This window comes from Pusillimonas noertemannii (assembly GCF_003096595.1).
Classification (GTDB): domain Bacteria; phylum Pseudomonadota; class Gammaproteobacteria; order Burkholderiales; family Burkholderiaceae_B; genus Pusillimonas; species Pusillimonas noertemannii.
The window spans coordinates 111,170-135,934 of the sequence record NZ_QEKO01000004.1 but is presented as its reverse complement, the minus strand read 5'-3'; the positions used below and the strand labels follow the sequence as shown (position 1 = coordinate 135,934).

The 24,765-nt window shown below is 60.1% G+C and carries 28 protein-coding genes; 22 read left to right on the top strand and 6 right to left on the bottom strand.

The genetic code is table 11. The annotated features are described in order from the left end of the window. The first annotated feature begins 27 nt into the window (after positions 1-27). Complete coding sequence (gene purF, locus C7440_RS13960) at positions 28-1,524, top strand: amidophosphoribosyltransferase (RefSeq protein ID WP_116518993.1); 1,497 nt, start codon at positions 28-30, stop codon at positions 1,522-1,524. 69 nt (positions 1,525-1,593) lie between these two features. Here purF and C7440_RS13955 read toward each other — a convergent pair whose 3' ends face one another. Beyond that, on the bottom strand, positions 1,594-2,490 hold the full coding sequence (locus tag C7440_RS13955) for a LysR family transcriptional regulator (protein WP_116518992.1): 897 nt from the start codon (positions 2,488-2,490) through the stop codon (positions 1,594-1,596). A gap of 155 nt (positions 2,491-2,645) precedes the next feature. Here C7440_RS13955 and C7440_RS13950 point away from each other — a divergent pair, with 155 nt between their 5' ends. From C7440_RS13950 to C7440_RS13905, 10 genes are all read left to right on the top strand, one after another. Beyond that, entirely contained in the window at positions 2,646-3,770 is a 1,125-nt protein-coding gene (locus C7440_RS13950) for a porin (protein WP_116518991.1), read from the top strand. Positions 3,771-3,816: 46 nt separating this feature from the next. After that, entirely contained in the window at positions 3,817-4,362 is a 546-nt protein-coding gene (locus tag C7440_RS20315; protein ID WP_116518990.1) for a flavin reductase family protein, read from the top strand. Then, the gene (locus C7440_RS13940) at positions 4,350-4,703 is read left to right on the top strand and encodes a cupin domain-containing protein (RefSeq protein WP_116518989.1); all 354 of its coding nucleotides are present in this window, start codon (positions 4,350-4,352) and stop codon (positions 4,701-4,703) included. Before C7440_RS20315 ends, C7440_RS13940 begins: the two co-directional genes overlap by 13 nt. 28 nt (positions 4,704-4,731) lie before the next feature. Continuing rightward, the gene (locus C7440_RS13935; protein WP_165832598.1) at positions 4,732-5,778 is read left to right on the top strand and encodes an ABC transporter substrate-binding protein; all 1,047 of its coding nucleotides are present in this window, start codon (positions 4,732-4,734) and stop codon (positions 5,776-5,778) included. A 65-nt stretch (positions 5,779-5,843) separates the two neighbouring features. Further along, positions 5,844-6,203 (top strand): cupin domain-containing protein, encoded by a 360-nt coding sequence (locus C7440_RS13930; RefSeq protein ID WP_116518987.1) that lies wholly within the window; start codon positions 5,844-5,846, stop codon positions 6,201-6,203. Then, the gene (locus tag C7440_RS13925; RefSeq protein ID WP_207775416.1) at positions 6,200-7,060 is read left to right on the top strand and encodes an ABC transporter ATP-binding protein; all 861 of its coding nucleotides are present in this window, start codon (positions 6,200-6,202) and stop codon (positions 7,058-7,060) included. Before C7440_RS13930 ends, C7440_RS13925 begins: the two co-directional genes overlap by 4 nt. Before the next feature lie 37 nt (positions 7,061-7,097). Further along, positions 7,098-7,880 carry an ABC transporter permease gene (locus C7440_RS13920; RefSeq protein WP_165832597.1) on the top strand — a complete coding sequence of 261 codons (783 nt, stop codon included), beginning with the start codon at positions 7,098-7,100 and terminating at the stop codon, positions 7,878-7,880. A 62-nt stretch (positions 7,881-7,942) separates the two neighbouring features. Next, positions 7,943-8,143 carry a CDGSH iron-sulfur domain-containing protein gene (locus tag C7440_RS13915; protein WP_116518984.1) on the top strand — a complete coding sequence of 67 codons (201 nt, stop codon included), beginning with the start codon at positions 7,943-7,945 and terminating at the stop codon, positions 8,141-8,143. Between the two features lie 732 nt (positions 8,144-8,875). Then, positions 8,876-10,006 (top strand): FAD-dependent monooxygenase, encoded by a 1,131-nt coding sequence (locus tag C7440_RS13910; RefSeq protein ID WP_116518983.1) that lies wholly within the window; start codon positions 8,876-8,878, stop codon positions 10,004-10,006. Between the two features lie 158 nt (positions 10,007-10,164). Further along, positions 10,165-10,950 (top strand): IclR family transcriptional regulator, encoded by a 786-nt coding sequence (locus C7440_RS13905; RefSeq protein WP_116519123.1) that lies wholly within the window; start codon positions 10,165-10,167, stop codon positions 10,948-10,950. Here the strand turns inward: C7440_RS13905 and C7440_RS13900 are convergent. The 5 genes from C7440_RS13900 to C7440_RS13880 are packed head-to-tail and all read right to left on the bottom strand — an operon-like array spanning position 10,927 to position 13,818. Continuing rightward, positions 10,927-11,733: an IclR family transcriptional regulator gene (locus C7440_RS13900; protein WP_116518982.1), complete on the bottom strand. Its 807-nt coding sequence runs from the start codon at positions 11,731-11,733 to the stop codon at positions 10,927-10,929. The genes C7440_RS13905 and C7440_RS13900 overlap by 24 nt on opposite strands. Before the next feature lie 42 nt (positions 11,734-11,775). Then, positions 11,776-12,228 (bottom strand): RidA family protein, encoded by a 453-nt coding sequence (locus tag C7440_RS13895; protein WP_116518981.1) that lies wholly within the window; start codon positions 12,226-12,228, stop codon positions 11,776-11,778. Between the two features lies 1 nt (position 12,229). After that, positions 12,230-13,246: an aromatic ring-hydroxylating oxygenase subunit alpha gene (locus C7440_RS13890; RefSeq protein ID WP_116518980.1), complete on the bottom strand. Its 1,017-nt coding sequence runs from the start codon at positions 13,244-13,246 to the stop codon at positions 12,230-12,232. A 20-nt stretch (positions 13,247-13,266) separates the two neighbouring features. Then, a complete protein-coding gene (locus tag C7440_RS13885; protein ID WP_116518979.1) occupies positions 13,267-13,491 on the bottom strand; it encodes a recombinase-like helix-turn-helix domain-containing protein in 225 nt (74 codons plus the stop codon). A 3-nt stretch (positions 13,492-13,494) separates the two neighbouring features. Next, a complete protein-coding gene (locus C7440_RS13880) occupies positions 13,495-13,818 on the bottom strand; it encodes a hypothetical protein (protein WP_116518978.1) in 324 nt (107 codons plus the stop codon). Between the two features lie 321 nt (positions 13,819-14,139). Here C7440_RS13880 and C7440_RS13875 point away from each other — a divergent pair, with 321 nt between their 5' ends. The 11 genes from C7440_RS13875 (at position 14,140) to C7440_RS13825 (ending at position 24,763) form a co-directional block, all read left to right on the top strand. After that, positions 14,140-14,928, top strand: a complete 789-nt coding sequence (locus C7440_RS13875) for an ABC transporter ATP-binding protein (protein WP_116518977.1) — start codon at positions 14,140-14,142, stop codon at positions 14,926-14,928. 90 nt (positions 14,929-15,018) lie between these two features. After that, a complete protein-coding gene (locus tag C7440_RS13870; RefSeq protein ID WP_017524805.1) occupies positions 15,019-16,005 on the top strand; it encodes an ABC transporter substrate-binding protein in 987 nt (328 codons plus the stop codon). Between the two features lie 122 nt (positions 16,006-16,127). After that, complete coding sequence (locus C7440_RS13865; RefSeq protein WP_017524806.1) at positions 16,128-16,889, top strand: ABC transporter permease subunit; 762 nt, start codon at positions 16,128-16,130, stop codon at positions 16,887-16,889. Positions 16,890-16,899: 10 nt separating this feature from the next. Beyond that, entirely contained in the window at positions 16,900-17,679 is a 780-nt protein-coding gene (locus tag C7440_RS13860) for an SDR family oxidoreductase (RefSeq protein ID WP_116518975.1), read from the top strand. Positions 17,680-17,695: 16 nt separating this feature from the next. Continuing rightward, positions 17,696-18,229 (top strand): cupin domain-containing protein, encoded by a 534-nt coding sequence (locus C7440_RS13855; protein ID WP_017524808.1) that lies wholly within the window; start codon positions 17,696-17,698, stop codon positions 18,227-18,229. A gap of 3 nt (positions 18,230-18,232) precedes the next feature. Beyond that, positions 18,233-19,102, top strand: coding sequence for an alpha/beta fold hydrolase (locus tag C7440_RS13850; RefSeq protein ID WP_116518974.1), 870 nt, complete (start codon positions 18,233-18,235; stop codon positions 19,100-19,102). Continuing rightward, positions 19,099-19,932, top strand: coding sequence for an IclR family transcriptional regulator (locus C7440_RS13845; protein WP_116518973.1), 834 nt, complete (start codon positions 19,099-19,101; stop codon positions 19,930-19,932). The genes C7440_RS13850 and C7440_RS13845 overlap by 4 nt, the downstream gene beginning before the upstream one ends. Continuing rightward, positions 19,929-20,720 (top strand): SDR family oxidoreductase, encoded by a 792-nt coding sequence (locus C7440_RS13840; RefSeq protein WP_116518972.1) that lies wholly within the window; start codon positions 19,929-19,931, stop codon positions 20,718-20,720. Before C7440_RS13845 ends, C7440_RS13840 begins: the two co-directional genes overlap by 4 nt. Next, positions 20,713-22,398: a thiamine pyrophosphate-binding protein gene (locus C7440_RS13835; protein ID WP_116519122.1), complete on the top strand. Its 1,686-nt coding sequence runs from the start codon at positions 20,713-20,715 to the stop codon at positions 22,396-22,398. Before C7440_RS13840 ends, C7440_RS13835 begins: the two co-directional genes overlap by 8 nt. Beyond that, a complete protein-coding gene (locus tag C7440_RS13830; RefSeq protein WP_116518971.1) occupies positions 22,398-23,222 on the top strand; it encodes an aspartate dehydrogenase in 825 nt (274 codons plus the stop codon). The genes C7440_RS13835 and C7440_RS13830 overlap by 1 nt, the downstream gene beginning before the upstream one ends. 65 nt (positions 23,223-23,287) lie before the next feature. Next, a complete protein-coding gene (locus tag C7440_RS13825; RefSeq protein WP_116518970.1) occupies positions 23,288-24,763 on the top strand; it encodes an aldehyde dehydrogenase in 1,476 nt (491 codons plus the stop codon). Positions 24,764-24,765 lie beyond the last annotated feature (2 nt).

Sequence of the window (24,765 nt, the reverse complement as noted above, 5' to 3'; positions counted from 1 at the left end):
ACCAGACGCTTTAACTAGGACACTCAAATGTGCGGAATCGTTGGGATTGCGGGGCGCAATCCCGTCAATCAGGTAATTTATGACAGCCTGTTGCTGCTGCAGCACCGTGGCCAGGACGCCGCCGGCATCGCCACGGCGCACGACCAGCTCTTCAGCATGTACAAGGCAAGCGGGCTCGTGCGCGACGTCTTTCGTACGCGCAATATGCGCTCGCTGCCCGGCAACAGCGGCCTGGGCCAGGTGCGTTATCCCACGGCGGGCTCCAGCGACAGCGTGGACGAGGCGCAGCCCTTCTATGTGAACGCGCCATTCGGCATCACTTTCGTGCACAACGGCAACCTGACCAACTGGCGCGACCTTCGCGAAGAACTGTTCCGCGTCGACAGGCGGCATATCAATACCAATTCCGATTCCGAAGTTCTGCTGAATATTTTCGCGCACGAGCTGCAGCAGGCGGCCAACGGTGTGTCGCTCGACGAAAACGCGGTATTTGCGGCGGTTGAAGCCGTGCACAAGCGCGCTCGGGGGGCCTACGCCGTCATTGCCCAGATCTCGAGCTTCGGTATGGTGGCCTTTCGCGACCCGCACGGCATACGTCCGCTTTGCCTGGGCTCGCTTGAAACCGACCAGGGCCCTGAATGGATGGTGGCTTCCGAGTCGGTGGCGCTTACGGGCTGCGGCTACACCTTCGTGCGCGACGTGCAGCCCGGCGAAGCGGTGCTGATCGACCTTGACGGCCGGCTTACCAGCCGCCAGTGCGCCCAGGCGCCCAGCCTCACGCCCTGTGTGTTCGAGTACGTGTATTTTGCGCGGCCCGATTCATTGATGGATGGCGTGTCGATTTATTCGGCGCGCCTGAACATGGGCGAGTACCTGGCCAACAATGTGGCGAAGTCGCTGCGCCTGGGCGATATCGATGTGGTCATGCCCATACCCGATTCTTCGCGTCCCTCGGCCATGCAGTTGGCGGCGCACCTGGGGCTGGATTATCGCGAGGGCTTCATCAAGAATCGCTACGTGGGCCGCACTTTCATCATGCCGGGCCAAGCGGTACGCAAGAAATCGGTGCGGCAAAAGCTCAGTGCGATCGACATGGAGTTTCGCGGCAAGAATGTGCTGCTGGTGGACGATTCGATCGTGCGGGGCACGACCAGCCGCCAGATCGTGGACATGGCGCGCGAGGCGGGTGCGAACAAGGTGTATTTTGCTTCGGCGGCGCCGCCGGTGCGGTTTCCCAATGTCTACGGCATCGACATGCCGACGCAGTCCGAGCTTATCGCCACGGGCCGCAGCACGGAGCAGATCGCGCAAGAGATCGGGGCGGACGGGCTGGTGTATCAGCGGCTTGAAGACCTCGAGCAATCGATCCGCGACCTGAATCCGGCGATGGAGCAGTTCGAGTCGTCCTGCTTCAATGGGTGCTATATCACGGGTGATATCGATGCGGATTATCTGCTGCGGCTAAGCCAGAGCCGGGGCAGCGCGCAGGCGGCGGTTGCGGCTGACGGCGATGGGGATGACTAGACCGGCGGTGGCTTCGGTTTGGCGTAGCGGCATTAAACTAGAGTCATGAAGAAACAGGAAAGCAAAATCCTAGTAATGCAACTGCCCTTTTTGAGCAAATTTTTCTACTAAAAAATCAATAAATACGCGTACCCGAGGAGTGAGGGTGCGGGGAGGTGGGAATAGTGCGTGGACGTCGCGTTGGCCTCGATGCCATTGCGGCAGTACATGCACTAGCTTCCCGGAAGCCAAGTCATTAGCGCATAGAAAATGGGGTAACCAAGCTAGGCCGGTGCCGCCCAATGCTACCGTGCGGATCGCGGAAGGATCATTGATAGATAGTCGAGGCGTAATCCCGACCGCAGTGCTTCCTCCGGGGCCATATAGCGTCCATGCATGCGGGCCTTCGAAAATATCCAACACAACGTGGCTGGACAAATCCGAGACGGTTCTCGGCTCCCCGTGCCGGGCCAGATATTCGGCGCTGCCATATAGCGACAGGCGAAACGTGCCTAGTCGGCGAGCGACTAATTGCGAGTCGCTTAGGTCTCCAATTTGAATAACGACATCAACGTCCTCCGTTAAGGGATCTGCTTGTCGGCTGGTTAACTCAAGATTCAAGGTGAGCTTGGGGTAAAGCGACAGAAACTCCGGAAGCAGGGGGGCCAACAACTGTTGCCCGGACGTGACTGGTGCGGCGACACGTAAATGGCCGCGTGCGGTTCCGTGTAATTGGCCCACAGCACTATGAGCCTCATCCACTTCCTCCAGTATCCGCTGAGCGTGGTTGTAGAAAACTCTTCCCGTATCAGTCAGCGATAGTTGCCGACTGCCGCGCAGCACCAGGGGTGCTCCCACAGCTTGCTCAAGGCGCCCCAAATTACGACTGACCGATGATTTTGGCATGCCTAGCACACGCGCCGCCTGAGTCACACTACGCAAGTCAGCAATTTTTACGAAAGTGAGTATATCGATCAAAGTCAACATCCATTTTGTCCATAAATTGGAACGAACCGTTCATATTTTATAGTATTGCCGTAAATTTGGAACACAAACATAATCTCATCGGGGCCTATGCAACGGTGGAAGACCCGACCGATGACTGGCCAAGAGGAGACAATTCAAAAACATAGGGTAAAAGAATGAGTAATACTCATAAAAAAACCATGCTTTGGCTGGCGGCCGCAGCGTTGATGGGAGGAATAGCGGTACAGACGGTTCACGCTCAAGAAGGGGTGAAGATTTATGGAATTTTCGACGGCGGCCTTGATATCAGTCATACAGACGGCAGTACCACAGGTCGCGTCATATCCGGTGGTGCGGCAGGAAGTCGATTGGGGTTCATCGGAAGCGAAAATCTGAGAAACGGCTGGTCTGCAAATTTCCGATTGGAGAACGGCTTCGCCGGAAATACCGGCATGGCGGGTCAAGGTGGGCGATTATTCGGGCGTGAGGCATCAGTAGGGATTTCGCATGAAGTGTTCGGCGCACTGACATTAGGCCGAATCCCGACGCCGATTTCATTGGCACAATCCAAAATTGATGCATTTCACTGGATGGGTAGTGGGGGACTCATCTCATTGTCGCGGGGGGCAAAATACCAAGTTGCTCCGCAGGTCGTCAGCGCAAGAGTCGATAATGCCATCAACTATGTTTCTCCCGAATGGAACGGCTGGCGATTGACTGCCTTAGCCAGCATTAATGACCGTGTAGCCGCGCTGGGTGACGCTTATGGTGTGTCACTTCGCTATACCAACGGCCCTTTGGATATATTGGCGGCATACGGCCGGCAACAAAGTGGAAGAGGAGGCACAGGCCACCTCGAAGCTTGGCTTGTCGGTGGCAGTTATGACTTCGATAATTGGCGTATGTATCTTGGCTATACCGGAGAAAAGAACAGCTGTTCCAACTGCCTGGGCTCGTTCGCGAGGCTCCCCGGCTCCGGCACATCGAACATATCACTTTGGAATATTGGGGTCAGGATACCGTTTGGCTTTTTGACCGCTATTGCCCAAATCACTCGGGTTATAGACAGTTCAGACTACCTTTCCCCCGCAGGCAATCGAAATGCCACATGGCTGGCCGTAGGCGCAGAATATAGGCTGTCGCGTCGCACGTTGCTCTACGCTGCACTTGGAACCATAGACAATCAGAACGGATCCGGATACACACTGGGCAGTGGCGGTGTGCAAATGAGATCCAAGCCCATAAGTGCGGGCGATGATCGCTCCACAACGGTTTCTTTAGGCATCAAGCACATATTCTGATGGCATCTTCAGCCGAGTACCGCATTGAATATCATGGAGATAGTTAATGGTTGATTCAGAAGAATTTCGCAAGGGTTTGCGAGCTTTCAGCACAGGGGTGGCGGTCATCTCAGTCAAACAGGGCGACACATTCCACGGAATGACGGCAAGTTCTTTCGCCGCCGTGTCAGTCGACCCACAACTGGTGCTCTTCAGTGTGGCCCGAACGGCGCGTGCGCATCCTCTACTTCAAAGTGCGGAACGCTTCGGGATTAATTTATTGCAATCCGATCAGGCCGAGCTTGGGCACTACTTTGCCGGACGGCGGGGTACCCGATTGGAAATTGGCTGCGACTGGATAGAGGGGTGCCCTATATTGCGTAGAACCCTCGGCTACTTCGTCTGTCGGAAATGGGCCCAATACCCCGGGGGAGATCATGACATTTTCGTAGGAGAGGTATTGGCCCTCGGGCGTAGCGATGCGCCCGCGCTTGTTTGCTCCCGAGGAATTTTCCACCATCTTGGGCCCGAAATAACCCCTCCGACGAATGGACAAGTAACGAGAACGGATTGTATTGAAACGGCCCTTGGAGCAGCATCATGCGACATGTAGTTTCTATGGAAGAATTGATATGGAAGCCTTTTTCGGTGGAGAATTCCAATGGCTACGAATTCCAGTTTGGAGTCGTGGCCTCGGACTTCACCAATGCATATAGCGTTGATTATGTACGCGTCGCTCCTGGCGGATACTCTCCTGTACATATTGATCCCGACAATCACGCGTTTTATTTCATGAGCGGCGCAGGCACAGTCACCATTGCCGGCAAGGTCCACGCAGTAGGGCCAGGATCAATAGTGAAAATTCCTTTCGGGGCCTTGCATTCCATTGAAAACACGGGTCAGGAATATCTTGTATTCATGACTATCTATGATCCACCGCGCTCGCGCGGCTAATGTCGAATTTTCAACTCGGAGGTGTGTGATGCGCGATAGCTTTAAGCGGGTAGCGGCGTGGCTGCGATATTCGGCCATTGTCGTGTCACTTGGATTGACTTCTACATGTCTGGCCACTGAACCACTGCCCCAGAAGGTTCGTTTGTCCGTAAATCCCTCTCAAATCATTTACCTTCCGCTTTTTGTCGCCGTCGAACGTGGTTACTTCAAAGATGAGGGCTTGGATGTCGAAGTTATTCCTTATAAGGGGTCGGCCAATTCGCAAATGCCCCTGCTGGCGCGCGGCGACGTCGATATCAGTTCGGTCATTGCTGGCCCAGCTATGTTCAATCAGTTCGCGGACGGTTTTAACATCAAACTAATCTCCGTACTGACCCAGCCCAAGCAAGGGTATCGAGACGGCGTGGTCTTGATGGTGAGATCCGATTTATGGGATTCCGGTGCCATACGTTCCCCGGCAGACCTGCGTGGGCGAAAGGTCGACGGCGCTGCGGTCGGAAACCCTATCGACTTTCTATTGCAAAGCACTTTGTCCAGTGCAGGCCTGGATAAGACGGACGTATCTCTGTCTTACAAACCACGAACACCTTCCGACACTATCGAGATCCTGCGTCAAAAGGTCGTAGACGTAGCCGGTGTCAGTGAGCCTACCGCCACCATGATCGAGAGCGAGGGCATCGCAAAGCGATGGCTCTCATACAAGGACGTCATTCCGTGGTACCAAGAAACATTCCTGGCTGCATCCGAAACCTTTCTATCGGAACATCCAGATGCCGTAAAGCAGTTCCTGGCAGGCTATTTCAAAGCTGTGCAAGAGATTACCCAATCGAAAGGCCAGTGGACCGCCGGTTTATTGTCCATTGCGAGTAAGTGGACCGGTATGCCCGAGCCCCTTTTGCGACAAATTGGCGGCACGTCGTACTGGAGTCCCGACGGGGTGATTTCCATTGACGTGCTGCAACGGGTTCAGGATTTTTGGGCTCAGTCCAGATTGGTGAGGAAACCGGTTGACGTAAAAGAAATGGTGGACATCTCGGCCTTGGAGCGGCTGCGGCATACGGCGCAGGCCGGCTGAGAGTGCCGTCGCGAAGTATCCAACTATCAAAACTATTGCATTTCAATTAGCTGGGGAGACGACTCTTGGATCATGTACTGAATACTGAACAGATACCCTGGACCCTTTTATCGGGGGCAGGGCTGCGTGGCTGTGAACAACGGCGCAATATCATCGCCAATGATTACACCGACGCATATAGCGCCGACGTCATCCGAGTGGCGCCTGGAGGATGGTTCATCGCACAAGCGGAAGATGTGCGCTGCTCGATTTCAGTGCTGGCGGGCGTGGGCAAGGCTCATGTGGGCGAAGAAAACAGTCTTGTAATGGCGGGCGCAGTCATCAAGATTTCCGATGGCATCCCCCATAAGCTGGAAAACTTGAGCGACGAATTCCTGGTTTTCCTGGCGATTTACGATCCCCCACAAACAGGATACGAAGAATGAGAGCCGGACCAGTTTTACGCCCTGTGCAGGCAACTGCCCCGAACAATGCTATGCACGTTGACAGCATTGAAATCACCAAGCTCAATAAAGAATTTCATACTGCGTCAGGCCCCATCGCGGCGCTTAGCGATGTGAACCTCACCATAAAGGAAGGCGAGTTTCTGTGTCTAGTAGGGCCAAGCGGTTGTGGAAAAACGACTTTGCTGCGCATGCTGGCAGGACTGGAATCCCAGTCGAGCGGAGAAATCCGTTGTGGTATCAAGGCCAAGGGGAAACCATTGCGTTCCATGGTTTTCCAGGGAAACGGCGTCTTTCCCTGGATGACGGTGTTGGACAATGCCGCCTATGGACTCGCGGTGAGAGGGGTTCCCAAGGCAACGCGCTACGCTGAAGCACGCGAATACCTTAACAAGCTCGGCTTATTGGCTTTTCAGGATGTCTATCCGCGACAGTTGTCGGGGGGGATGCTGCAAAGGGTGAATCTCGCCCGTGCATTCGTGAACAACCCCTCTATTTTGCTTATGGACGAACCCTTTGGTGCCTTGGATGAGCAAACCAAGATCCTTGTCTACGAAGATCTATTGAAGCTGTGGGAAGGAAGTGCCAAGACGGTCGTGTTTATTACACATAACCTCGACGAAGCCATTATTTTGGGTGATCGAGTGGCTGTCATGGGGAAAAGGCCTGGACGTATCAAAGATACCGTAAATGTGGATCTGCCGCGCCCGCGTAATGTTCTGGATATGCAGAACGATCGCGATTACATCGAGGTCAGACGGCGTATCTGGGACTGTCTGCGAGAAGAAGTTTTGTCTTTGCGCGGCGATATTCAATCAGAGGGGGGTACTCGTGCCTAAAGCAGTTATCGGAAACGACACTCAAGGGAGAGCGAGCATGCCATTGCCAAGCTCACGAATTCGCGCTCCTCGCAAAGAAACTTTTTTCGCATTCATCAGCCCGTTGACTGTGCTAATAATATGGGAATTGTGTTCGCGCTTGGGCTGGGCGGACGACCGCATTTTACCTGCCCCGACGACCGTGCTTGTGACCCTGGCCGACCTAGCGAGGGAAGGCGAATTGTGGGAGCACTTAGGACATACCGCATCGCGTTTCGGTGTTGGAATGGTGCTGGGAACCATTCCAGGAATACTTCTGGGATTAACCATGGGTATGTTCCGCTGGTGCCGAATCATCCTGCGGCCGATTATCACAGTTTTATACCCATTACCCCGTATTGCATTGTTTCCGCTGTTCTTGATTCTGGTGGGATTGAATGAAACCTCCAATGTGCTCATGATTGCGCTCGGTCCGTTTTTTACAATGGTAATCAGCTCGATGGCGGGGGTGCTGAACATCGATCCGATCTACAAAGACGTTGCGGCGAGCTTCGAAACCAAGCCCCTGGACCTATATCGGAAAGTGATGTTGCCCGCCTCCATGCCCGTCATTATGAGTGGCGTTCATATATCCATTGGCCTCGCCTTGATGACCACTACGGCCGTTGAATACTTGAACGCCGATACCGGCTTGGGGTATCTGATCTGGCATTCGTGGCAGATTCTTTCCTTGAAACTATCGTTGGCGGCTTTACTGGCCGCCGGAATGATGGGTTCCCTTATTTTCGGGCTATTTCAGTGGCTCGAGAGGTTGCTGCTGCCCTGGCAGCAGCAACGCTAGCACATATTGCAATCAATAGACATTGCAGTCATTAACCAGATTTTCACTACGAGAGTACATCTATGGAAAAGCCGACCATTCGTATCTTGGACAATGGCCCCTTGCATATAAAGGGGCGGGTAGAGCTCGTCGACGCGTCGGGTAGTAGTTATGCTGTGGGAGATCAACTCACGCTATGTCGCTGTGGACTATCGGAAAAAGCGCCGTTTTGCGACGGCAGCCATCGCATGGGCGGATTCAGCAGCTGTTGTCGTGTCACTTAGCCAGCGTTGTCTCCTTCGCAAGCCATTGCCCCTTCGACTAAATGCAACGACACGGCTACATCGCATTGAAACTCCTCAAGATCGCACGTACCCTGTTTACCTCAGTGATGTGTAGAGAGCCTCACAATAAACCTCTTGCCTTTGTTCGAAGTGCAATGTTTCCCGTCTGGCCTCGGTCGAGGCTATGTGAAAACTCTTGTATTAGGAGTGTCTAAATTCTGTGTTTGGAGCCTACGATATGAGAGTAAAGACACAAGGTAGGCTGAATGATAGAGTGGACGAGGCAGGGGCGGCACCCCGAGGGCCGACCTCTTCCGTCTGGCCCGCATGTACCGAAGAGCAGAAACGCTGCAAGGACAAAGCGCCCCCCGCAATCAAGAGACAGCGCGGAAACGGATCAAGACAAACACTGGCTTTATTTCTGCAAGCGGCGCCAGCGATGAAGACAGGACAAACAAACATCACCATCTAAACCTGTCTGGGTAGTCTGCAGTATCAGTCAGGAAAGCTGCAGCAGACACGGTGTCGGTCCAGAGTTGCATTGGATGAAACCCCCAGGTTCAGGGGTGAGTATCCCGTCTGATGCCCCAGCTTCATCCACAAAACACACTCAGCAAACCCTATGGATACGTAGAAATCCTCTTGACGCCATTTCCCGCTGGCTGTTAAATTATATTCATTACGTTCATTAATGAACAAAAATACAAAACAGACCCAAGGAAACCAATCATCATGAGCACACCCCTCATCGGCATCTGTGGCGGCGGCATCGGCGGCCTGGCCGCCGCCATTGCGCTGCTCAAGCTCGGCCAGCGCGTCGTCGTTTTCGAACAGGCGAAGCAGTTCGCCCGCGTCGGCGCCGACATCAACCTGACCCCCAACGCCGTGCGCGCATTGGATGGCCTGGGCGTTGGCGAAGCGCTGCGCCAAACCGCCGCCAGGCCCGCCTTCCGCATCAGCCGCGACGGCTACACAGGTGAAGAAACCTCCCGCCTTGCCATGTCCGGCGCCGCCGAAGAAAAGTACGGCGCGCCGCAGCTTACGATGCATCGGGCCGACCTGCTTACCGTACTGGAACAGACTGTTCCGGCCGACTGCATCAAACTGGGTAAAAAGGCCCAGCGAATCGAGCAGGCCGACGGCAAGGTGGCCGTGCATTTCACCGATGGCAGCAGCGAAACCGTCGACGCCCTGGTGGGGGCCGACGGCATCCACTCGGCGGTGCGCACCGCCATGCTCGGCCAAGAAAAACCCCAGTTCACCGGTGTGGTGGCCTATCGGGCAGTGGTGCCGGTCGAGCGCCTGCAGGGCTGCGAGGATCTGGACTGCTTCACCAAATGGTGGGGCAATCAGTCCGAGGTGCAGGTCGTGTCGTTTCCCCTGAATCAAGGCAAAGACATCTTCATCTTTGCGACCACCCCTCAGCCGGAATGGACGCTCGAGTCCTGGACAGCGCCGGGCGAGGTGGCCGAACTGCGCGAAATTTACGCCGACTTCCACGAAGATGCGCGAGCACGGCTCAATGCCTGCACCGAAGTGCTTAAATCCGCCTTGTACATACGCGACCCCTTGCCGCGTTGGTATGAAGGCAACCTGGTTCTGCTGGGCGATGCCGCCCATCCGATGATGCCGTTCATGGCGCAAGGCGCGGGCCAGGCTGTTGAAGACGCTGTGGTGCTGGCACGCTGCATTGCCGAGCCGGGTTTTGGCAGCCTGCAGCAAGCGTGGGCCGCCTATCAGGACGCCCGTCTCGAGCGCACCAGCCGCATCCAGATCGCCTCGCGCGGCAACACCTGGCTTAAAGAGGGCGGAAACGCCGATTGGGTTTACGATTACAACGCCTGGACGGCGTCCATCAAATAACATGGACAGACGGGCGACGTGCCGATGCCGAATCGGCACGGCATCAGCCGCACTCTGCCTGGCCAATCGCTGCCGCTTGCGGGAAACCGCGGTGTGCAAGCCAGGCATAGCCAATGAACGAAGAACGTCGAGCGACCGGCCGCGAAGGAGGCACCCCCATGTTGGAACAAGATGCTGCAAAAGGCCTGGTCACGCCGGTGATGCGCGGCATGCGCTTGCTGCGTTACATCGCCGAAGGCGGCAATACAGGCAATCTGAGCGAAGTAGGGCGCTTGATCGATGTCAACCGCGTCACGGTCATGCGCCTGCTGGCCACGCTCGAGCACGAAGGCCTGATCGAACGTCTGCCCCAGGGTGGCCATCGGGTGGGTATGGCGTTTCTTACCATGGCCGCTTCGGCGCTCGGCTCAATTGATCTCATCAGCGCGGGGCGTCGTTCGGTCGAGCAACTTTCCCGCGATCTGGGTGTGTCGGCCTATATGGTCGTGCTCGAGGGCTATCACGTTGTTTACGTCCAGCGCGAAATGCCCGAGGGCGGCCTGGTCAGCCATATTCGCGTGGGCAGCCGGGTTCCGGCCTTCCTTACCGCCCCGGGCCGGGTCATGCTGGCCCAGCTTGGCGAAGCCGAATTCCAGCGCCTTTGGGCGGCCTGGCGTGACGACGCGGCCGATTCCACCAAGCAAGCCTCCGGCATCGATCCGGCCGAATTGGCCCGACAGCTTGAAGAAGACGGCCGCAAGGGCCACGCCTGGAGTTTCTCGGGCTACGAAGCCGGCATCAATGCGTGCGCGGCCGTGGTCAAGGGCAGCGGCGGCAGGCCGGTGGCCGCGCTTAGCGTGGTGGCGCCGCAGCAGCTGTTCGATGCCGACCCGGGCCTGAAAGAACGCATGCAGAGCGAAGTGGTGCAGGCGGCCAGGGATTTATCCCGCGTGGCGGGCGGCTGAGGCCGGTGCGCGGTAATCCAGGCACGCTGACAGCTGGGCCGCCGCGGCCACCACTTTATCGATGAGCGTCTGGCGTTGCGATTCGGGTATCTTGCTTTCGGGCACGGTAACGCCCAGGGCGGCGGCCACTTCGCCGCCTTGCTTGAATACCGGCGCGGCAATAGTAGAGATATTCGACTCGAAAAAGCCGTCGGCAATGACATAGCCGCGCTCTTTGTCGGCCTTCAGCAGTTGGTACAGGGCTTCGGCGGAAGCCGGCGTGTGGCGCCCGTAGGGCCTAAGCTGCTCTTCGGGATACAGGGCGCGCAGGGCGTGCAGGCCATGATGGCTGAGCAGGACTCTGCCGAGCACCGTGGCATGGGCCGGAAGCCGCGTGCCGATGTGCACCGAACTGGTAAATATGGAGCCGGCTGCCGCCTTTTGCACGTACACGACGTCTCGGCCGTCGCGTATGACGAGGTTGGCCGAATAATTGAGTTCATCGCGCAACTGCTCGAGTATGGGGCGTCCGAGCTCGGTCAGCGCCAGCGAGGCCAGGTATTCGAAACCCAGCTTCAGCACCGCCGTGCCCAGCTGGTACTCGCGCCCGTTGCTGGATTTTTCGACGAAGCCCAGCGACTCGAGGGTGACGAGCAGGCGGAACACGGTGGTGCGGGGCACATCGAGCCGACGGGCCAGTTCGGGCGCGGCGAGCACGGGGGTTTCCCGTGTGAATTCAGTCAGTATCCGCAGGCCTCTTTCGAGGCCGGGTACCGAATACCTGGATGTGTCCGTACTGCTCATGCCTGCGTCCCCTGTTGCCGTGGCCCGCTGCATTGCGGGCTTTCAGCCTGGATAATACTGGCCCGGATAATACTGCATCGCCTGGGCCACGTCACAATCGAGGCGGCCGAAGGCGTCGATTTCTATGGTCAGCCCGGGAAAGGCCAGGGCGCTGACCTGGACCAGGGTTGAACACGGAAAGACCGGCCCGAAGAAGCCCGCCCGCAGTTGCGAGACAACTTCTTTGTCGGCGATGTCGGTAAGGTAGACCACCAGCTTGTAGATATTGGCGCGGCTGCCGCCCGCCGCGCGCATGGTGGCATCGATGCGCTCGAGGATGAGCCGGCCCTGCGCCTCGGTGGACAAGGCGCGGCCGGCATCGTCTGTGCCCGTTTGAGCCGTGACGCCCGACATCATGACCTCGTTGCCCAATACCAGGCAATTCGACCATGTGGCGCCGGCCGGCTCGGCCGCGCCGGGCACCACGACCCGCTTGACGGGCGTCCATGTGTGCATGTCAGTTCTTGCCGGTGAGCTGGGCGATGGCAAGCTGGCGCAAAGTGCGGCGCAGTCGCGTGACAGCCACGTCGTGCTGGTACAGATGCTCGCGCTTGTTGGCGTCGGGCTCCATCACTTCGAGGATGACGCGGTCTTGTTCGACCACGGCCCAGTGGCGCGCCTCGAGGCGGTTCTTGTACAGGAAGCGCCAGGCGTCGCGCTGCCACCCCGATACCTTGCGATTGCGCCAGAAGAACACGGCCGATTCGTTTTCGCGGATGGGCGTAGCAAAGGCCGCGATGCCGAAGCTACCGCCGGGGCCGCCGCTTTTGGGGTAGGGGATGTCTAGACGCGCCCACTGAATGCCGGTGTCGGCAAATTCGGTCCAATCGAAGTTGACGTCGCGCTGTGCGGATTTTTCGAACGAGAAGCCATGCTCGGTGTCGCGCAGGTCGAACTTGGCGGCACGGGCGCCCGCAGCCATGCTGTGCGACTGCTTGTGCAGGAAGGTGCCGTGCATGGGATCCATGACGTTGTCGAGCACGTAGCGGTAGTCGCAATCCCATTCGAGGTAGCACAGGAACTTCTCGTATTCGTCCGAATCGAGCTCTTGGGGGAGCACCAGCGGCGGCGGCTCGTCGACATTGGTGTACGAGTTATACATGAAGATGGCGCCGTGGGCTTCCTTCAGGTGGAAGGCAAGCGTGGGGCGGGAGCCCTCGAGCTTGCAGCCGGGGCTGCCGGGGACCGAGATGACCACACCCTTGCAGTCGACTTCGACGCCATGGTAGCCACAGGCAAGCCGGTTGCCCAGCGGAACGCCGGCGGAAAGCGGGGCGCCGCGATGGGGGCAGTGGTCTTCAAGCGCGTAGGGCGTGCCGTCGGCGTCGCGCCACAGCACGATCTTGTGGCCCAGGCGACGTAGGGAAACCGGGGTCTGCTGAACGAAGGACGAGGGGCAGATGGCATACCAGCGGTTCTGTATGCCGTTGGCCAGGACTTTTTCGACTTCGACGTCGGAGGGATTGGTTGTCATGGTGGCTTTCCTTGATGGGTTCAGTCGTTGCCCAGGCGCTGCAGCTCGGTGGTGAGCAGTTCGGCCGTCCACATGGTTGAGGTGTCCTGGGGTTGAGGGCCGTGGTCGTTCAGGTAGGCCACCAGGGCGTCAAGCTCGACGATGTCGGAGCTGAAGGCGCGCTCGAGCGAGTCGCCGAGCAGATCTTCATAAGCGGTGGGCTGCCGCTTGCGAGCCTGATGAGGCTGCAGATAGAGATGAGACATATTTTATTGACCTCCGTTTTCTACACGTTCTTTGATGCGCTGGCGCACCGGTACGAAATCGTAAGTAGGAAAGCATTCGGTGGTGAAGACTCCCCAGGCCGAACGTTCCAGTTCGACGTTGACCACGGGGATGAGTTCGACCGGCACGCGCAGCGTGACGATCTGACCGAATCCCATTGCTACCGTCCATGAGACGACTTCCACCCCCTCGGGAGGAAAGCGGTCCCACCACTGGCTGGCTTTCAGCTTGGACTGGATCATGTCCAGATTATTGGACTGATCATGCTTTAGAAATATCGTAAGCAGCGTGCGTGCATCGGACGACATGCAGGCCTCCAGCCGATTGAAGAAATGTAAAGCAGCAGTCGCTGCCAGTGGAGCGGCTGTTTGTTCCATATATTAAACAGCGTTTTATGGATTAAAAGTTTATGACTTCAGGGGCCTACCTAACTATTAGTGGAAACCCTAGTAATATGCGATGAAAATCGTAAAACAAAGGGATTTCCCTAATACAACATGGCTCGCCAAGGATTTAAAGTTTGTTTAATTCACAAAACGTCAGTTCATATATAAAACAAACAGGGCTTGGCGTGAGTGGTTCGCAAATTTGAATTGCACCGCGCCTCACTACTCAAGGAGCAGCCCCTCATGGTTGAAATCGAATTCAGAAACGTAGGCAAATCCTTCGTTGATCCTAATACGGGCGAGCTGCGTCCTGCCGTGTCCAATATTTCGTTTTCCATCGCCAAGGGCGAGGTCGTATCCATTATCGGCCCTTCGGGCTGTGGCAAAAGCACCTTGCTCAACATGGGTTCCGGCCTCTACGCCCCCACCTCGGGCGAAGTCTATGTGTCGGGCAAGCGGGTTACCAAGCCTGTGCGCGAAGTGGCCTTCATGCTGCAGAAAGACCTGCTGATGCAATGGCGCACCATCGAAGACAATGTGGCTTTGGGCCTGGAAATAGCCGGCGTGGGCAAGTCTGACCGGCTGAAGGTGGCCAACGAGCTGCTGCGCAAATGCCACCTGAAGGGCTACGAAAAGAACTACCCCCACCAATTGTCGGGCGGCATGCGCCAGCGCGCGGCATTGGCCCGCACTCTGGCGGTCGATCCGCAGGTAATGCTGATGGACGAGCCGTTCTCTGCGCTCGATGCCCAGACCAAGATGATTCTCCAGCAAGACCTGGCGCAATCGCTGGCCGAAAACGGCAAGACGGCGTTGTTCATTACCCACGACCTGGTCGAAGCCATTGCCTTGTCGGACCGGCTGCTGGTCATGAGCGAGCGCCCGGGCACCATTATCGAAGAGATCATCGTCGACCTGCCGCTGCGCGACAACCCGCTGCAGCGGCGCAAGCTTCCCGAGATCGGCCCCCTGCAGGGGCGGTTGATGGATCTGCTGAAGATCGGCAAAGAAGAAGACGCCGCGGTTCATTGATTTTCACATGCAAGCCCGAAGTACTGTCATACCGGCCTACAAGCCCCACTGCAATTAACCATATAAGAATCCCAGACTCAGGAGAACAGAATGAAGAAACTAATCACTGCCGTCATGCTCGGAGCATGTGTTTCGATGGCTTCGGCTTCCGCCCTGGCGGCCGACAAGCTCGAACCCATCACCTACCTGCTGCCCGCACCCAAGAACCTGCCTGCCTTTGCGCCCTGGCTTATTGCTCAACAGCAAGGCTATTTCAAGGACGAAGGCCTTGACGTGACCTTTGTCACCGGCAAGGGCGGGGTCGACGTGGCCAAACAGGTGGGTGCGGGCAACGCGCCTATCGGCGGCGCCATCGGCGATACGCCCATCATCGTTCGTGCCAACGGCATCCCCGTCAAGTCGGTTGCCCTGATGGGCGCGGGCGGGCTCACCCTGATCGCCTCGCATGAAAGCGCTCCCATCGACGAGCCGCAGCAGCTCAAGGGCAAGACCATCACCGTCATGGCCTATACCGATACCACCTACTATTCGCTGCTGGGCACCATGCACAAGGTCGGCCTGACGCGCAACGACGCTGAAATTCAGGCGGCCGGCCCCGCGGGCGTCTGGCAACTGTTCGCCTCGAACAAGGCCGACGCCATGGCTGCCGTGCCCGACTGGGTCGCAACCGTTCGCCACAACGGCGGCAAGGTGCATCTCATGGACCCGGCCAAGGGCTTCAACAGCATGGCCCAGGCCATGATCGCGTCGGACGACACCATCAAGAACAATCCCCAGCTCATCCAGCGCATCGTACGCGCCACCGTCAAGGGCATGGAGCTGATCATGAAAGATCCCGAAGGCGCGCTCAAGGCCTACATCAAGGCTGTGCCCGCGCACGAGGGCAAAGAAGACGAAATGCGTGAAGTCTTCCGTCTTTACAACAAGTACGTGTACGCCGACCAGAAGGTCCCGGGCAAGATGGATCCCGAGCGCCTTGCCGCCGTGCAGGATTTCTATGTTTCGCAAGGCATTGTCGACAAGGCCGCGCCGCTTGAAGATCTGTACACGAATCAATTCATCGAGGCTTCGCAATGAGTGTGGATTCGACCACAGTAGCAGTCAGTGCGTCGGCCGGGGCTTCGGCCCCGGCCGGCCAGAAACACAACAATGCATCGCCAACCCGCGTCGGAGGGTTTAAATTGACTAAACGCCATACAGTGACCGCCGGGGGCAGCATTGCCGTCCTGATCATCTTCCTGGCTGCCTGGCAGTGGCTGCCGGGATGGCTGGGCATGCCCGAATTCATCCTGCCCAAGTTCACCACGGTCATGCAAGAGTCCGTGCACATGTGGCAAACGGGCAATTTCCTCGAGCATTTCGGCTACACGGCGCTTGAAGTCGTGCTGGGCTTCATATTGGGGGCCTTGCTGGGCCTGTTCGTCGGCGTGGTGCTGGGCTTGTCGCCCACGACCGAGTCGGTCCTTTCGCCGTACATCCTGGCCTTGCAGATCGCGCCCAAGGTGGCCTTCGCGCCCCTGTTCGTAATGTGGCTGGGCTATACCATCTATCCGAAGATCCTGGTGGCTCTGCTTATCGTGTTCTTCCCGATCATGGTCAACGTGCTGTCGGCCATCCGCACGGTCGACCCCGACATGGTCAACCTGGTCCGCACGCTCAACGCCAGCCGCTGGCAGATCTTCCGCCTGGTTGAGTTCCCTTCGGCCCTGCCGTCCCTGTTCTCGGGCCTGCGCATCGGCGCCACCCTGGCCGTGATCGGCGTAACGGTGGGCGAGCTGGTGGGCGGCAACAAGGGCCTGGGCTTCCTGCTGGTCGACGCCGAAGGGCAGGGCAACACCGCCGGTGTGTTCGTGTCGATCATAGGCCTTACCGTCATTGGCATTATTGCCTATGCCGTCGTGGTGTGGTTCGAGCGGCGCTGCCTGCACTACATCCCCAAAGCCACCGTTACCACGGCCTAAAGGGGGAAGCATGAGCAACGCCGAACACCCCGCGGTACAAGGCCTTCTCGAAGGGAAAAAAGTGCTGATCACGGGCGCGGCCCGCGGCCTGGGCCTCGAGTTCGCCCGCAGCGTCGTCCAGGGCGGGGGCTCCGTCGTCCTGGCGGACATCCTGGCCGAGCAGGCCGAGGCCGCCGCAGCGCAGCTGCGCGAACAGGGCTACGAGGCGCACGCCGTGGCGCTCGACCTGAACGACCCCGCTTCCATCGAGCATTGCGCGGCCTTTGCGTCGAAAGCCCTGGGCGGGCTCGACGGCCTGGTCAACAACGCCGGCATGACTCATTCCGGCGGCAAGAGCCTCGAGCAGATCGACATCGACGTCTGGGACGAAGTCATGCGCATCAATGTGCGCGGCACCTGGCTGATGTCGCGGGCCTGCCTTCCGGCCTTGCGGGCTTCGGGGCAGGGCAGCATCGTCAACCTGGCCTCCGACACGCCCATGTGGGGCGCGCCCAATCTGCTGGCCTACGTGGCCAGCAAGGGCGCCATCATGTCCATGACGCGCTCCATGGCGCGCGAGCTGGGCGCCGGCGGCATCACCGTCAACGCGGTGGCGCCGGGCCTCACCCTGGTCGAGGCCACCGAATACGTTCCGCGCGAGCGGCACGATCTTTACGAAAACCAGCGCGCTCTGCAGCGCGCGCAGTTGCCCGACGACGTCAGTGGCGCCGTCGCGTTTTTGTTGTCCGGCCTGTCGCGTTTCGTGACCGGTCAAGTGTTGGCCGTCAATGGCGGCTTTGTGATGCATTGATATAAAGGTGATAGCTATGAGCGAACAGGTAGTGGCTGAACAAGAACGCAGCTGGGATCGTCCCGAAGGGGCCAGCTTCGAAGAGTGGATGAACACCCGCATCGCCCGGTATTCCACCCGCAAGTACGATTGGGACGCCCTGAAGTTCCAGGCCGATTTCGATCCCAAGTATCGCCGTGCGCAAATGCGCTACGTCGGCACCGGCGCCACGGGCGTGGCCACCGACACCAACACGGTTCCGTCCGAGCACTTTACCTTCTCGACCATGGTGATCCCGGCCGGCGGCGTGGGGCCCTCGCACATTCACTACGACGTCGAGGAAGTGTTCTTCGTCATTCGCGGCAAGATGAAGCTCGTGCTCGAAAAAGACGGCGAGCGCTACGAAACCATTCTGACCGACCGCGACCTGGTTTCGGTGCCTCCCGGCATCTACCGCGAAGAAATCAACATCGGCGACGAAGACGCCCTGATGTGTGTATTGCTGGGCGCCAAGAAGCCGCAGATCCCCACTTATCCGCCCGAGCACCCGCTGTCCAAGATCAAGCGCTAAGAAATGGCCGAAGGCATTGTGCAACCTCATGCGCCGGGCGCTTCGTCCGCCGCTTCCGGCTTTGCCGAGAACACCGTCCGCATCGGGGACGGTGTTCTGGGCTATCGGGAGGGCGGTTCGGGACGCCAGGCCATCGTGCTTTTGCACGGCATCAGCTCGGGCTCGGCTTCGTGGTTCGATTGCGCCGCCGTGCTGGGCGGGCATGCGCGGGTAATCGCCTGGGACGCGCCTGGCTACGGCGCTTCGACGCCGCTGCCCCAGGCCAGGCCCACGGCGGTGCACTATGCCGAGCGTCTACATGAACTGCTCGAAGCGCTGCAGGTGGATCAATGCCTGCTGGTGGGGCATTCGCTGGGCGCCCTCATGGCCGCCGCATACAGCAGCCTGCCCAGGCGGCGGGCGGCCGCTTTTGTCCTGATGAGCCCGGCCATTGGCTACGGTGCCCGCCCCGAGCAGGCCCTGCAGGTGCGCGAAAAGCGCTTGGCGGCCCTGCACGAGCTGGGCATACAGGGCATGGCGCAGAAGCTTCCCGACCGTCTTCTTTCCAGCCAGGCCGGCGAGCCGGCGCGCGAGGCGGTGCGCCACAACGCCTTGCGCCTGCGGCCCGAAGGCTATGCGCAGGCGGTCGAGCTGCTGTGCGGCGACGACATCGACCGCTACGCGCCGCCGGCAAGCGCGTGCCGCGTCTATTGCGGCGAACACGACATCGTCACGACGCCGGAGCAATCCGGCCAGTACGCGCAGCGGCATGGTTTTCCCTTCGCCCCGATCGCCAAGGCGGGCCATGCCTGCTACGTAGAGCAGCCCGATGAAACGGCACGAATGATACTCGACGCGTTGACCCTGCTCGACGCGCCAGGAACAACAACATGAGCGAAGTACTGAAAATGGGGGCGGCGGACAAATACATCGTTCCGGGCCTTGAGAGGGGCCTGCGCATATTGGGCGAGTTCAACCGCAAGGACTCGGTGCTTTCCGCGCCCGAGCTGGCGCGGCGTCTAGACATTCCCCGCTCCACCGTGTTCCGGCTGCTTTCCACGCTCGAATCGCTGGGCTTCGTCGAGCGCGACTCGGGCGGCCGTGACTACAGCCTGGGCCTGGCCGTGCTGCGGCTGGGCTTCGAATGCCTGGCATCCAAAGAGCTGACCGAACTGGGCCGGCCCATACTCGACCGCCTGCGCGACAAGGTGGGCTATTCGTGCAACCTGGTGGTGCGCGACGGCCGTTCGATCGTCTATGTGGGCCGTTCGGCCGTGCCCTCGCCATTTGCCAACATGGTCTATGTCGGCACACGGCTGCCGGCCCATTCCACATTGTTCGGCCGCGTGTTGCTGCGCGACCTCAGCTACGACCAGCTGCACGATCTGTACCCCGAAGAGCGGCTGCATCAGGCCACCGGCAAGACCCCGGCCACGGTAGCCGACCTGTACAAGCTCATTCAGTCCGACAAAGAGCACGACTACGTGTTCGAGCCGGGCTACTACGAAGAATCCATCGCGACGCTGGTCGTGCCGGTGTATGGCCGTGGCGGCGCTGTAATCAGCGCCATCGGCGTCACCCTGCCCAGCGCACACATCGAAAAACTTGACTTGAAAGAGTTGTCGGCCGCCGCCTGCGGCGCGGCGGACGAGTTGTCGCAGCTGCTGGATCACATCGTTCCCGGCACCGACATATCGGCAACTCAGAACGAGAGGAAACAATGATAGACCTTCAAGGAAAAGTGGCGGTTGTCACGGGCGGCACGTCGGGCATAGGCTTGGCGACCGTCAAGCTGCTGCTCGAGTTCGGCGCCGACGTCGCCCTGTGCGGACGCGACCGGCAGCGGCTGGACGAAGTCGCCGCCGAGCTTGTGCGGGCTTTTCCGTCACGGCGCATTCTGGCCCGCCCCTGCGACGTATTGCAGCCGGGCCAGGTGGCGCATTTCGCCCAGACCGTGCAAGACGAATTGGGCAACGTTTCAATATTGATCAACAACGCGGGGCAGGGGCGTGTCTCGACCTTTGCGGATACCGATGACGCCAGCTGGGAAAACGAGCTCAAGCTCAAGTTCTTCTCGGTCATTCATCCCACCCGCGCCTTCCTGCCCCAGCTCGAGCAGAGCCAGGACGCGGCCATCGTGTGCGTCAATTCGCTGCTGGCGGCACAGCCCGAACCCCACATGGTCGCCACCTCGGCGGCCCGGGCGGGCGTCATGAACCTGGTGCGTTCCATGGCCACCGAATTCAGCCCCAAGGGCGTGCGCGTCAACGGCATCTTGCTGGGCCTGGTCGATTCGGGCCAGTGGCGCCGCCGCTACGAGCAGCGCGAAGACGCCTCCCAGACCTGGGAGGAATGGTCGGGTGCACTGGCCCAGCGCAAGCACATTCAGCTGGGGCGGCTGGGCCGCCCGGAAGAAGCCGCTCGCGCCATTATTTTTCTGGCCACTCCGCTGTCGTCCTACACGACCGGAAGCCATATCGATGTTTCCGGAGGAGTATCCCGTCATGCCTAATCACAACACTGAAGTCACGGTAGGGGCGGCGATCGCCGCCTTCCTGGAGGAGTGCGGCGTCAAAACCGCGTTTGGCGTCATCTCCATTCACAACATGCCCATCCTCGACGCCTTCGGCGAGCGCGGCGTGGTGCGTTTCATTCCCGCGCGCGGCGAAGCCGGCGGCGCCAACATGGCCGACGCCTACGCGCGCAGCACGGGCGAGCTGGGCGTGTGCCTGACCAGCACCGGCACCGCCGCGGGCAACGCGGCCGGCGCCATGGTCGAGGCGCTGACGGCCGGAACGCCCATGCTGCACATTACGGGGCAGATTGAAACCGAATACCTCGATCGCGGTTTTTCCTACATTCACGAGGCGCCCGACCAGCTGACCATGCTGCATGCGGTGTCCAAGGCCGCGTTCCGCGTGCGCGACGCCCAGACAGCATTGGCCACCCTCAAGCAGGCGGTGCAGACCGCGCTTACCGCGCCCACCGGCCCCGTCAGTATCGAGATCCCCATCGACGTGCAGCAGGCGCTCATTCCCATGCCGGAAAACCTCAAGCCGCTGCAGGTGCCGGTATTCCAGCCCGACGCCCAGGCCCTGGATCGCCTGGCCGACAAGCTGGCGTCGGCCCGCCGGCCCATCTTGTGGCTCGGAGGCGGTGCGCGGGGTGCGCGCGCGGCGGTCGAACGCCTGATGAAACTGGGCTTCGGCATTGTCACCAGCACACAGGGACGCGGCATCGTGCCCGAAACACATCCCCAGACGCTGGGCGCATTCAACCTGCACAAGCCCGTCGAAGCTTTCTACCAGACCTGCGACGCCATGCTGGTGGTGGGTTCGCGCCTGCGCGGCAATGAAACCCTCAAGTACGAGCTCAAGCTGCCTCGCCCGCTGTACCGCAGCGACGTCGATCCGGCCGCAGAAGGCCGCTGCTACGACACCGACGATTTCGTGCAGGGCGACGCGACACTGGTGCTGCAAGGCCTGGCCGATCGCCTTGAAGGCCGCATGAAAACAGATCCGTCCTTTCTGGACGACCTGGCCGCCGCGCGCAAGGCCGCCGTGGCGAGCCTGGTCGACGGCCTGGGGCCCTATGCCAAGCTGGTCGAATCCCTGCAGCAGGCTGCCGGCGAGAACTTCAACTGGGTGCGCGACGTTACCGTGTCCAACAGCACCTGGGGCAATCGCTTCCTGTATCTGTTCGACCCCAAGGCCGGCGTGCATGCGCTGGGCGGCGGCATCGGCCAGGGCCTGGCCATGGGCATCGGCGCCGCCATCGGCGCCGCCCAGACCGCTTCGGGTAAAAAGACCTACACCCTGGCCGGCGACGGCGGCTTCATCCTGAACCTGGGCGAGCTGGCCACGGCCGTGCAGGAAAAGGCCAACATGGTCATCGTTCTGATGAACGACAAGGGCTATGGTGTCATCAAGAACATCCAGGACGCGCAGTACGGCGGCCGCCGCCACTATGTCGAGCTTCATACCCCCGACTATGCGCAGCTGGCCACCGCCATCGGCTTCTCGCACCTGCGCGTCAGCGACCTGTCGCAGGTCGGCGAGGCCTTCAAGAAGGCCAACGCCGAACAGGGTCCCTTCATGGTCGAGATCGACATGCTCTCCATCGGCAAGTTCAAGACGGCCTTCGCCGGCCCTCCGGTCAGCGAGCCCGAGCCCGTGACGGCGGGGTCGTGATGTCCGGCGTGCTCAAGCGGGTCGCAATAGTGGGGTTCGGCGCCATCAGCCAGTCGGTGCTCGACTTGACCAAAGGCGACGAAGGCTTGCGCATAAGCCAGCTCATCGTCAGCCCCGGCAAAGAAGACGCCGTGCGCGAGCAGTTGGCCGGCCTGGAGCTGGGGAACGCGCCGCAAGTGCGGTCGGCGCTGGCCCTCGATGCCGACCGGCCTGATGTGCTGGTCGAATGCGCCGGGCATGGCGCGCTGACGGCCCATGTGCTGCCCGCCCTGCGCCAGGGCGTGCCCTGCCTGGTGGTGTCCATCGGCGCCTTGTCGGCGCCCGGAATGGCCGAGGAACTCGAGCAGGCCGCGCGGCAGGGCGGCACCCAGGTGCATCTGCTTTCCGGCGCCATAGGCGGCATCGATGCGCTGGCGGCGGCCCGCATGGCGGGGCTCGATTCGGTCACCTATGTGGGGCGCAAGCCGCCCCTGGGCTGGCTGGGTTCGCCCGCCGAAGAAAAGCTCGACCTGCGCAATCTCAAGGAAAAGGCGCTGTTTTTCGAGGGCTCGGCCCGCGAGGCTGCGCGCCTGTTCCCCAAGAACGCCAATGTGGCGGCAACCCTGGCGCTGGCCGGGGTGGGCCTGGACCAGACGCGCGTCGAACTTTACGCCGATCCGGCGGTGAACCAGAACATTCATTACTACGAGGCCCAGGGTGCGTTCGGAAACATGGCGGTGACCATGCAGGGCAAGCCGCTGGCCAGCAACCCCAAGACTTCGGCGCTGACGGTGTACAGCGTGGTGCGCGCCCTGCGCAACCTCGTGTCGCCGCTGGCCGTCTGACAACACGTTTGCCGCGCGGCGGGGCGGTTTGCCGCATTGTCGCTAGGCGCGGCGCAAGGAAACTCATGAGCAACACTGAAATCCTGGACATCTGCATCGCCGGCCAATGGCGCCGCGGCGGCGGCGCGCAGTACGACACCCGCTATCCCGCCACCGGCGAGGTGGTGGGCACCCTTAACGCAGCCAGCCCCGAAGACGTCGAGGAAGCGATCCAGGGCGCCCAGAAGGCCTTCGAGCAAAGCGGATGGGCCCAGCGCAAGCCGCATGAGCGCGCCGCCGTGCTGTATCGCATTGCGCAGCTCATACGCGAAGACGCCGAGCGCCTGGCGCAGCTGCAGCGTCTGGACAACGGCAAGCCCATTTCCGAGACGCGCGCCCTGGTGGCCAGCGCTGCCGGCACCTTCCAGTTCTTCGCCTCGGCCTGCGAAACGCTTGAAGAAACCATTACGCCGGCCCGCGGCGACTATCTCACCATGAGCTTGTACGAGCCCATGGGCGTGGTGGCCGCCATCACCCCCTGGAATTCGCCCGTGGCCAGCGAGGCCCAGAAGATGGCGCCGGCCCTGGCCGCCGGCAACGCCGTGGTGGTCAAGCCGGCCGAGATCACACCCCTGCTGGCACTCGAGCTGGCGCGCATCTGCGACCGCGCGGGCCTGCCCAAGGGCCTGGTCAGCGTGCTGCCGGGCAAGGGCTCGGTCATTGGCGACCTCATCACCCGCCACCCCCTGGTGCGGCGCGTGTCTTTCACGGGCGGTACCTCGGTGGGCCGCCACATTGCGGGCATTGCGGCCGACAAGTTCATGTCGGTGGCGCTGGAGCTGGGCGGAAAATCGCCCACCATCGTGCTTGAAGATGCCGACCTCGACCATGCCGTGAACGGCGTGCTGTACGGCATCTTCAGTTCCAGCGGCGAATCGTGCATTGCGGGGTCGCGGCTTTTTATCGCCCGCCCGCTGTACGAGGCTTTCATGCAGCGCCTGGCCGAAGGCGCCGAGCGCCTGCGCGTAGGCGACCCGGCCGACGAATCCACGCAGATGGGGCCGCTTATCAGCGACAGCCATCGCGCCTCGATTGAACGATATGTCGAAATCGGCGTCAAAGAAGGTGGACGCATACGCACGGGCGGGGCGCGCCCCAAGGGCGAGTTGTACGAGAAGGGCTGTTTCTACCTGCCCACCATTATCGAGGGCCTTAAAAACACCGACACCATCTGCCAGGAAGAAATCTTCGGCCCGGTGCTGGTGGCCATGCCTTTCGACAACGTCGATGACCTCATCGCCCAGGCCAACGACAGCGTCTATGCCCTGGCGGCCGGCATCTGGACACGCGACTACAAGGCGGCCTGGCGCCTGGCCAAGATACTCAAGGCCGGCAATGTGTGGATCAACACCTACAAGCAGTTCTCCATTTCCACGCCTTTCGGCGGCTGGCGCGACAGCGGCCTGGGCCGCGAAAAGGGGCGCGATGGCATACTGCAGTACATGGAACAAAAGAGCGTCTACTGGGGTCTGAACGAGCAGCCCCTGCCGTGGGCCAACTAAGG

Bases quoted from the DNA above. Each gene is read 5' to 3' on its own strand.
- purF (WP_116518993.1), top strand. From the start codon at position 28: ATGTGCGGAATCGTTGGGATTGCGGGGCGCAATCCCGTCAATCAGGTA.
- C7440_RS13955 (WP_116518992.1), bottom strand. From the start codon at position 2,490: ATGTTGACTTTGATCGATATACTCACTTTCGTAAAAATTGCTGACTTG.
- C7440_RS13950 (WP_116518991.1), top strand. From the start codon at position 2,646: ATGAGTAATACTCATAAAAAAACCATGCTTTGGCTGGCGGCCGCAGCG.
- C7440_RS20315 (WP_116518990.1), top strand. From the start codon at position 3,817: ATGGTTGATTCAGAAGAATTTCGCAAGGGTTTGCGAGCTTTCAGCACA.
- C7440_RS13940 (WP_116518989.1), top strand. From the start codon at position 4,350: ATGCGACATGTAGTTTCTATGGAAGAATTGATATGGAAGCCTTTTTCG.
- C7440_RS13935 (WP_165832598.1), top strand. From the start codon at position 4,732: ATGCGCGATAGCTTTAAGCGGGTAGCGGCGTGGCTGCGATATTCGGCC.
- C7440_RS13925 (WP_207775416.1), top strand. From the start codon at position 6,200: ATGAGAGCCGGACCAGTTTTACGCCCTGTGCAGGCAACTGCCCCGAAC.
- C7440_RS13920 (WP_165832597.1), top strand. From the start codon at position 7,098: ATGCCATTGCCAAGCTCACGAATTCGCGCTCCTCGCAAAGAAACTTTT.
- C7440_RS13915 (WP_116518984.1), top strand. From the start codon at position 7,943: ATGGAAAAGCCGACCATTCGTATCTTGGACAATGGCCCCTTGCATATA.
- C7440_RS13910 (WP_116518983.1), top strand. From the start codon at position 8,876: ATGAGCACACCCCTCATCGGCATCTGTGGCGGCGGCATCGGCGGCCTG.
- C7440_RS13905 (WP_116519123.1), top strand. From the start codon at position 10,165: ATGTTGGAACAAGATGCTGCAAAAGGCCTGGTCACGCCGGTGATGCGC.
- C7440_RS13900 (WP_116518982.1), bottom strand. From the start codon at position 11,733: ATGAGCAGTACGGACACATCCAGGTATTCGGTACCCGGCCTCGAAAGA.
- C7440_RS13895 (WP_116518981.1), bottom strand. From the start codon at position 12,228: ATGCACACATGGACGCCCGTCAAGCGGGTCGTGGTGCCCGGCGCGGCC.
- C7440_RS13890 (WP_116518980.1), bottom strand. From the start codon at position 13,246: ATGACAACCAATCCCTCCGACGTCGAAGTCGAAAAAGTCCTGGCCAAC.
- C7440_RS13885 (WP_116518979.1), bottom strand. From the start codon at position 13,491: ATGTCTCATCTCTATCTGCAGCCTCATCAGGCTCGCAAGCGGCAGCCC.
- C7440_RS13880 (WP_116518978.1), bottom strand. From the start codon at position 13,818: ATGTCGTCCGATGCACGCACGCTGCTTACGATATTTCTAAAGCATGAT.
- C7440_RS13875 (WP_116518977.1), top strand. From the start codon at position 14,140: ATGGTTGAAATCGAATTCAGAAACGTAGGCAAATCCTTCGTTGATCCT.
- C7440_RS13870 (WP_017524805.1), top strand. From the start codon at position 15,019: ATGAAGAAACTAATCACTGCCGTCATGCTCGGAGCATGTGTTTCGATG.
- C7440_RS13860 (WP_116518975.1), top strand. From the start codon at position 16,900: ATGAGCAACGCCGAACACCCCGCGGTACAAGGCCTTCTCGAAGGGAAA.
- C7440_RS13855 (WP_017524808.1), top strand. From the start codon at position 17,696: ATGAGCGAACAGGTAGTGGCTGAACAAGAACGCAGCTGGGATCGTCCC.
- C7440_RS13850 (WP_116518974.1), top strand. From the start codon at position 18,233: ATGGCCGAAGGCATTGTGCAACCTCATGCGCCGGGCGCTTCGTCCGCC.
- C7440_RS13845 (WP_116518973.1), top strand. From the start codon at position 19,099: ATGAGCGAAGTACTGAAAATGGGGGCGGCGGACAAATACATCGTTCCG.
- C7440_RS13840 (WP_116518972.1), top strand. From the start codon at position 19,929: ATGATAGACCTTCAAGGAAAAGTGGCGGTTGTCACGGGCGGCACGTCG.
- C7440_RS13835 (WP_116519122.1), top strand. From the start codon at position 20,713: ATGCCTAATCACAACACTGAAGTCACGGTAGGGGCGGCGATCGCCGCC.
- C7440_RS13830 (WP_116518971.1), top strand. From the start codon at position 22,398: ATGTCCGGCGTGCTCAAGCGGGTCGCAATAGTGGGGTTCGGCGCCATC.
- C7440_RS13825 (WP_116518970.1), top strand. From the start codon at position 23,288: ATGAGCAACACTGAAATCCTGGACATCTGCATCGCCGGCCAATGGCGC.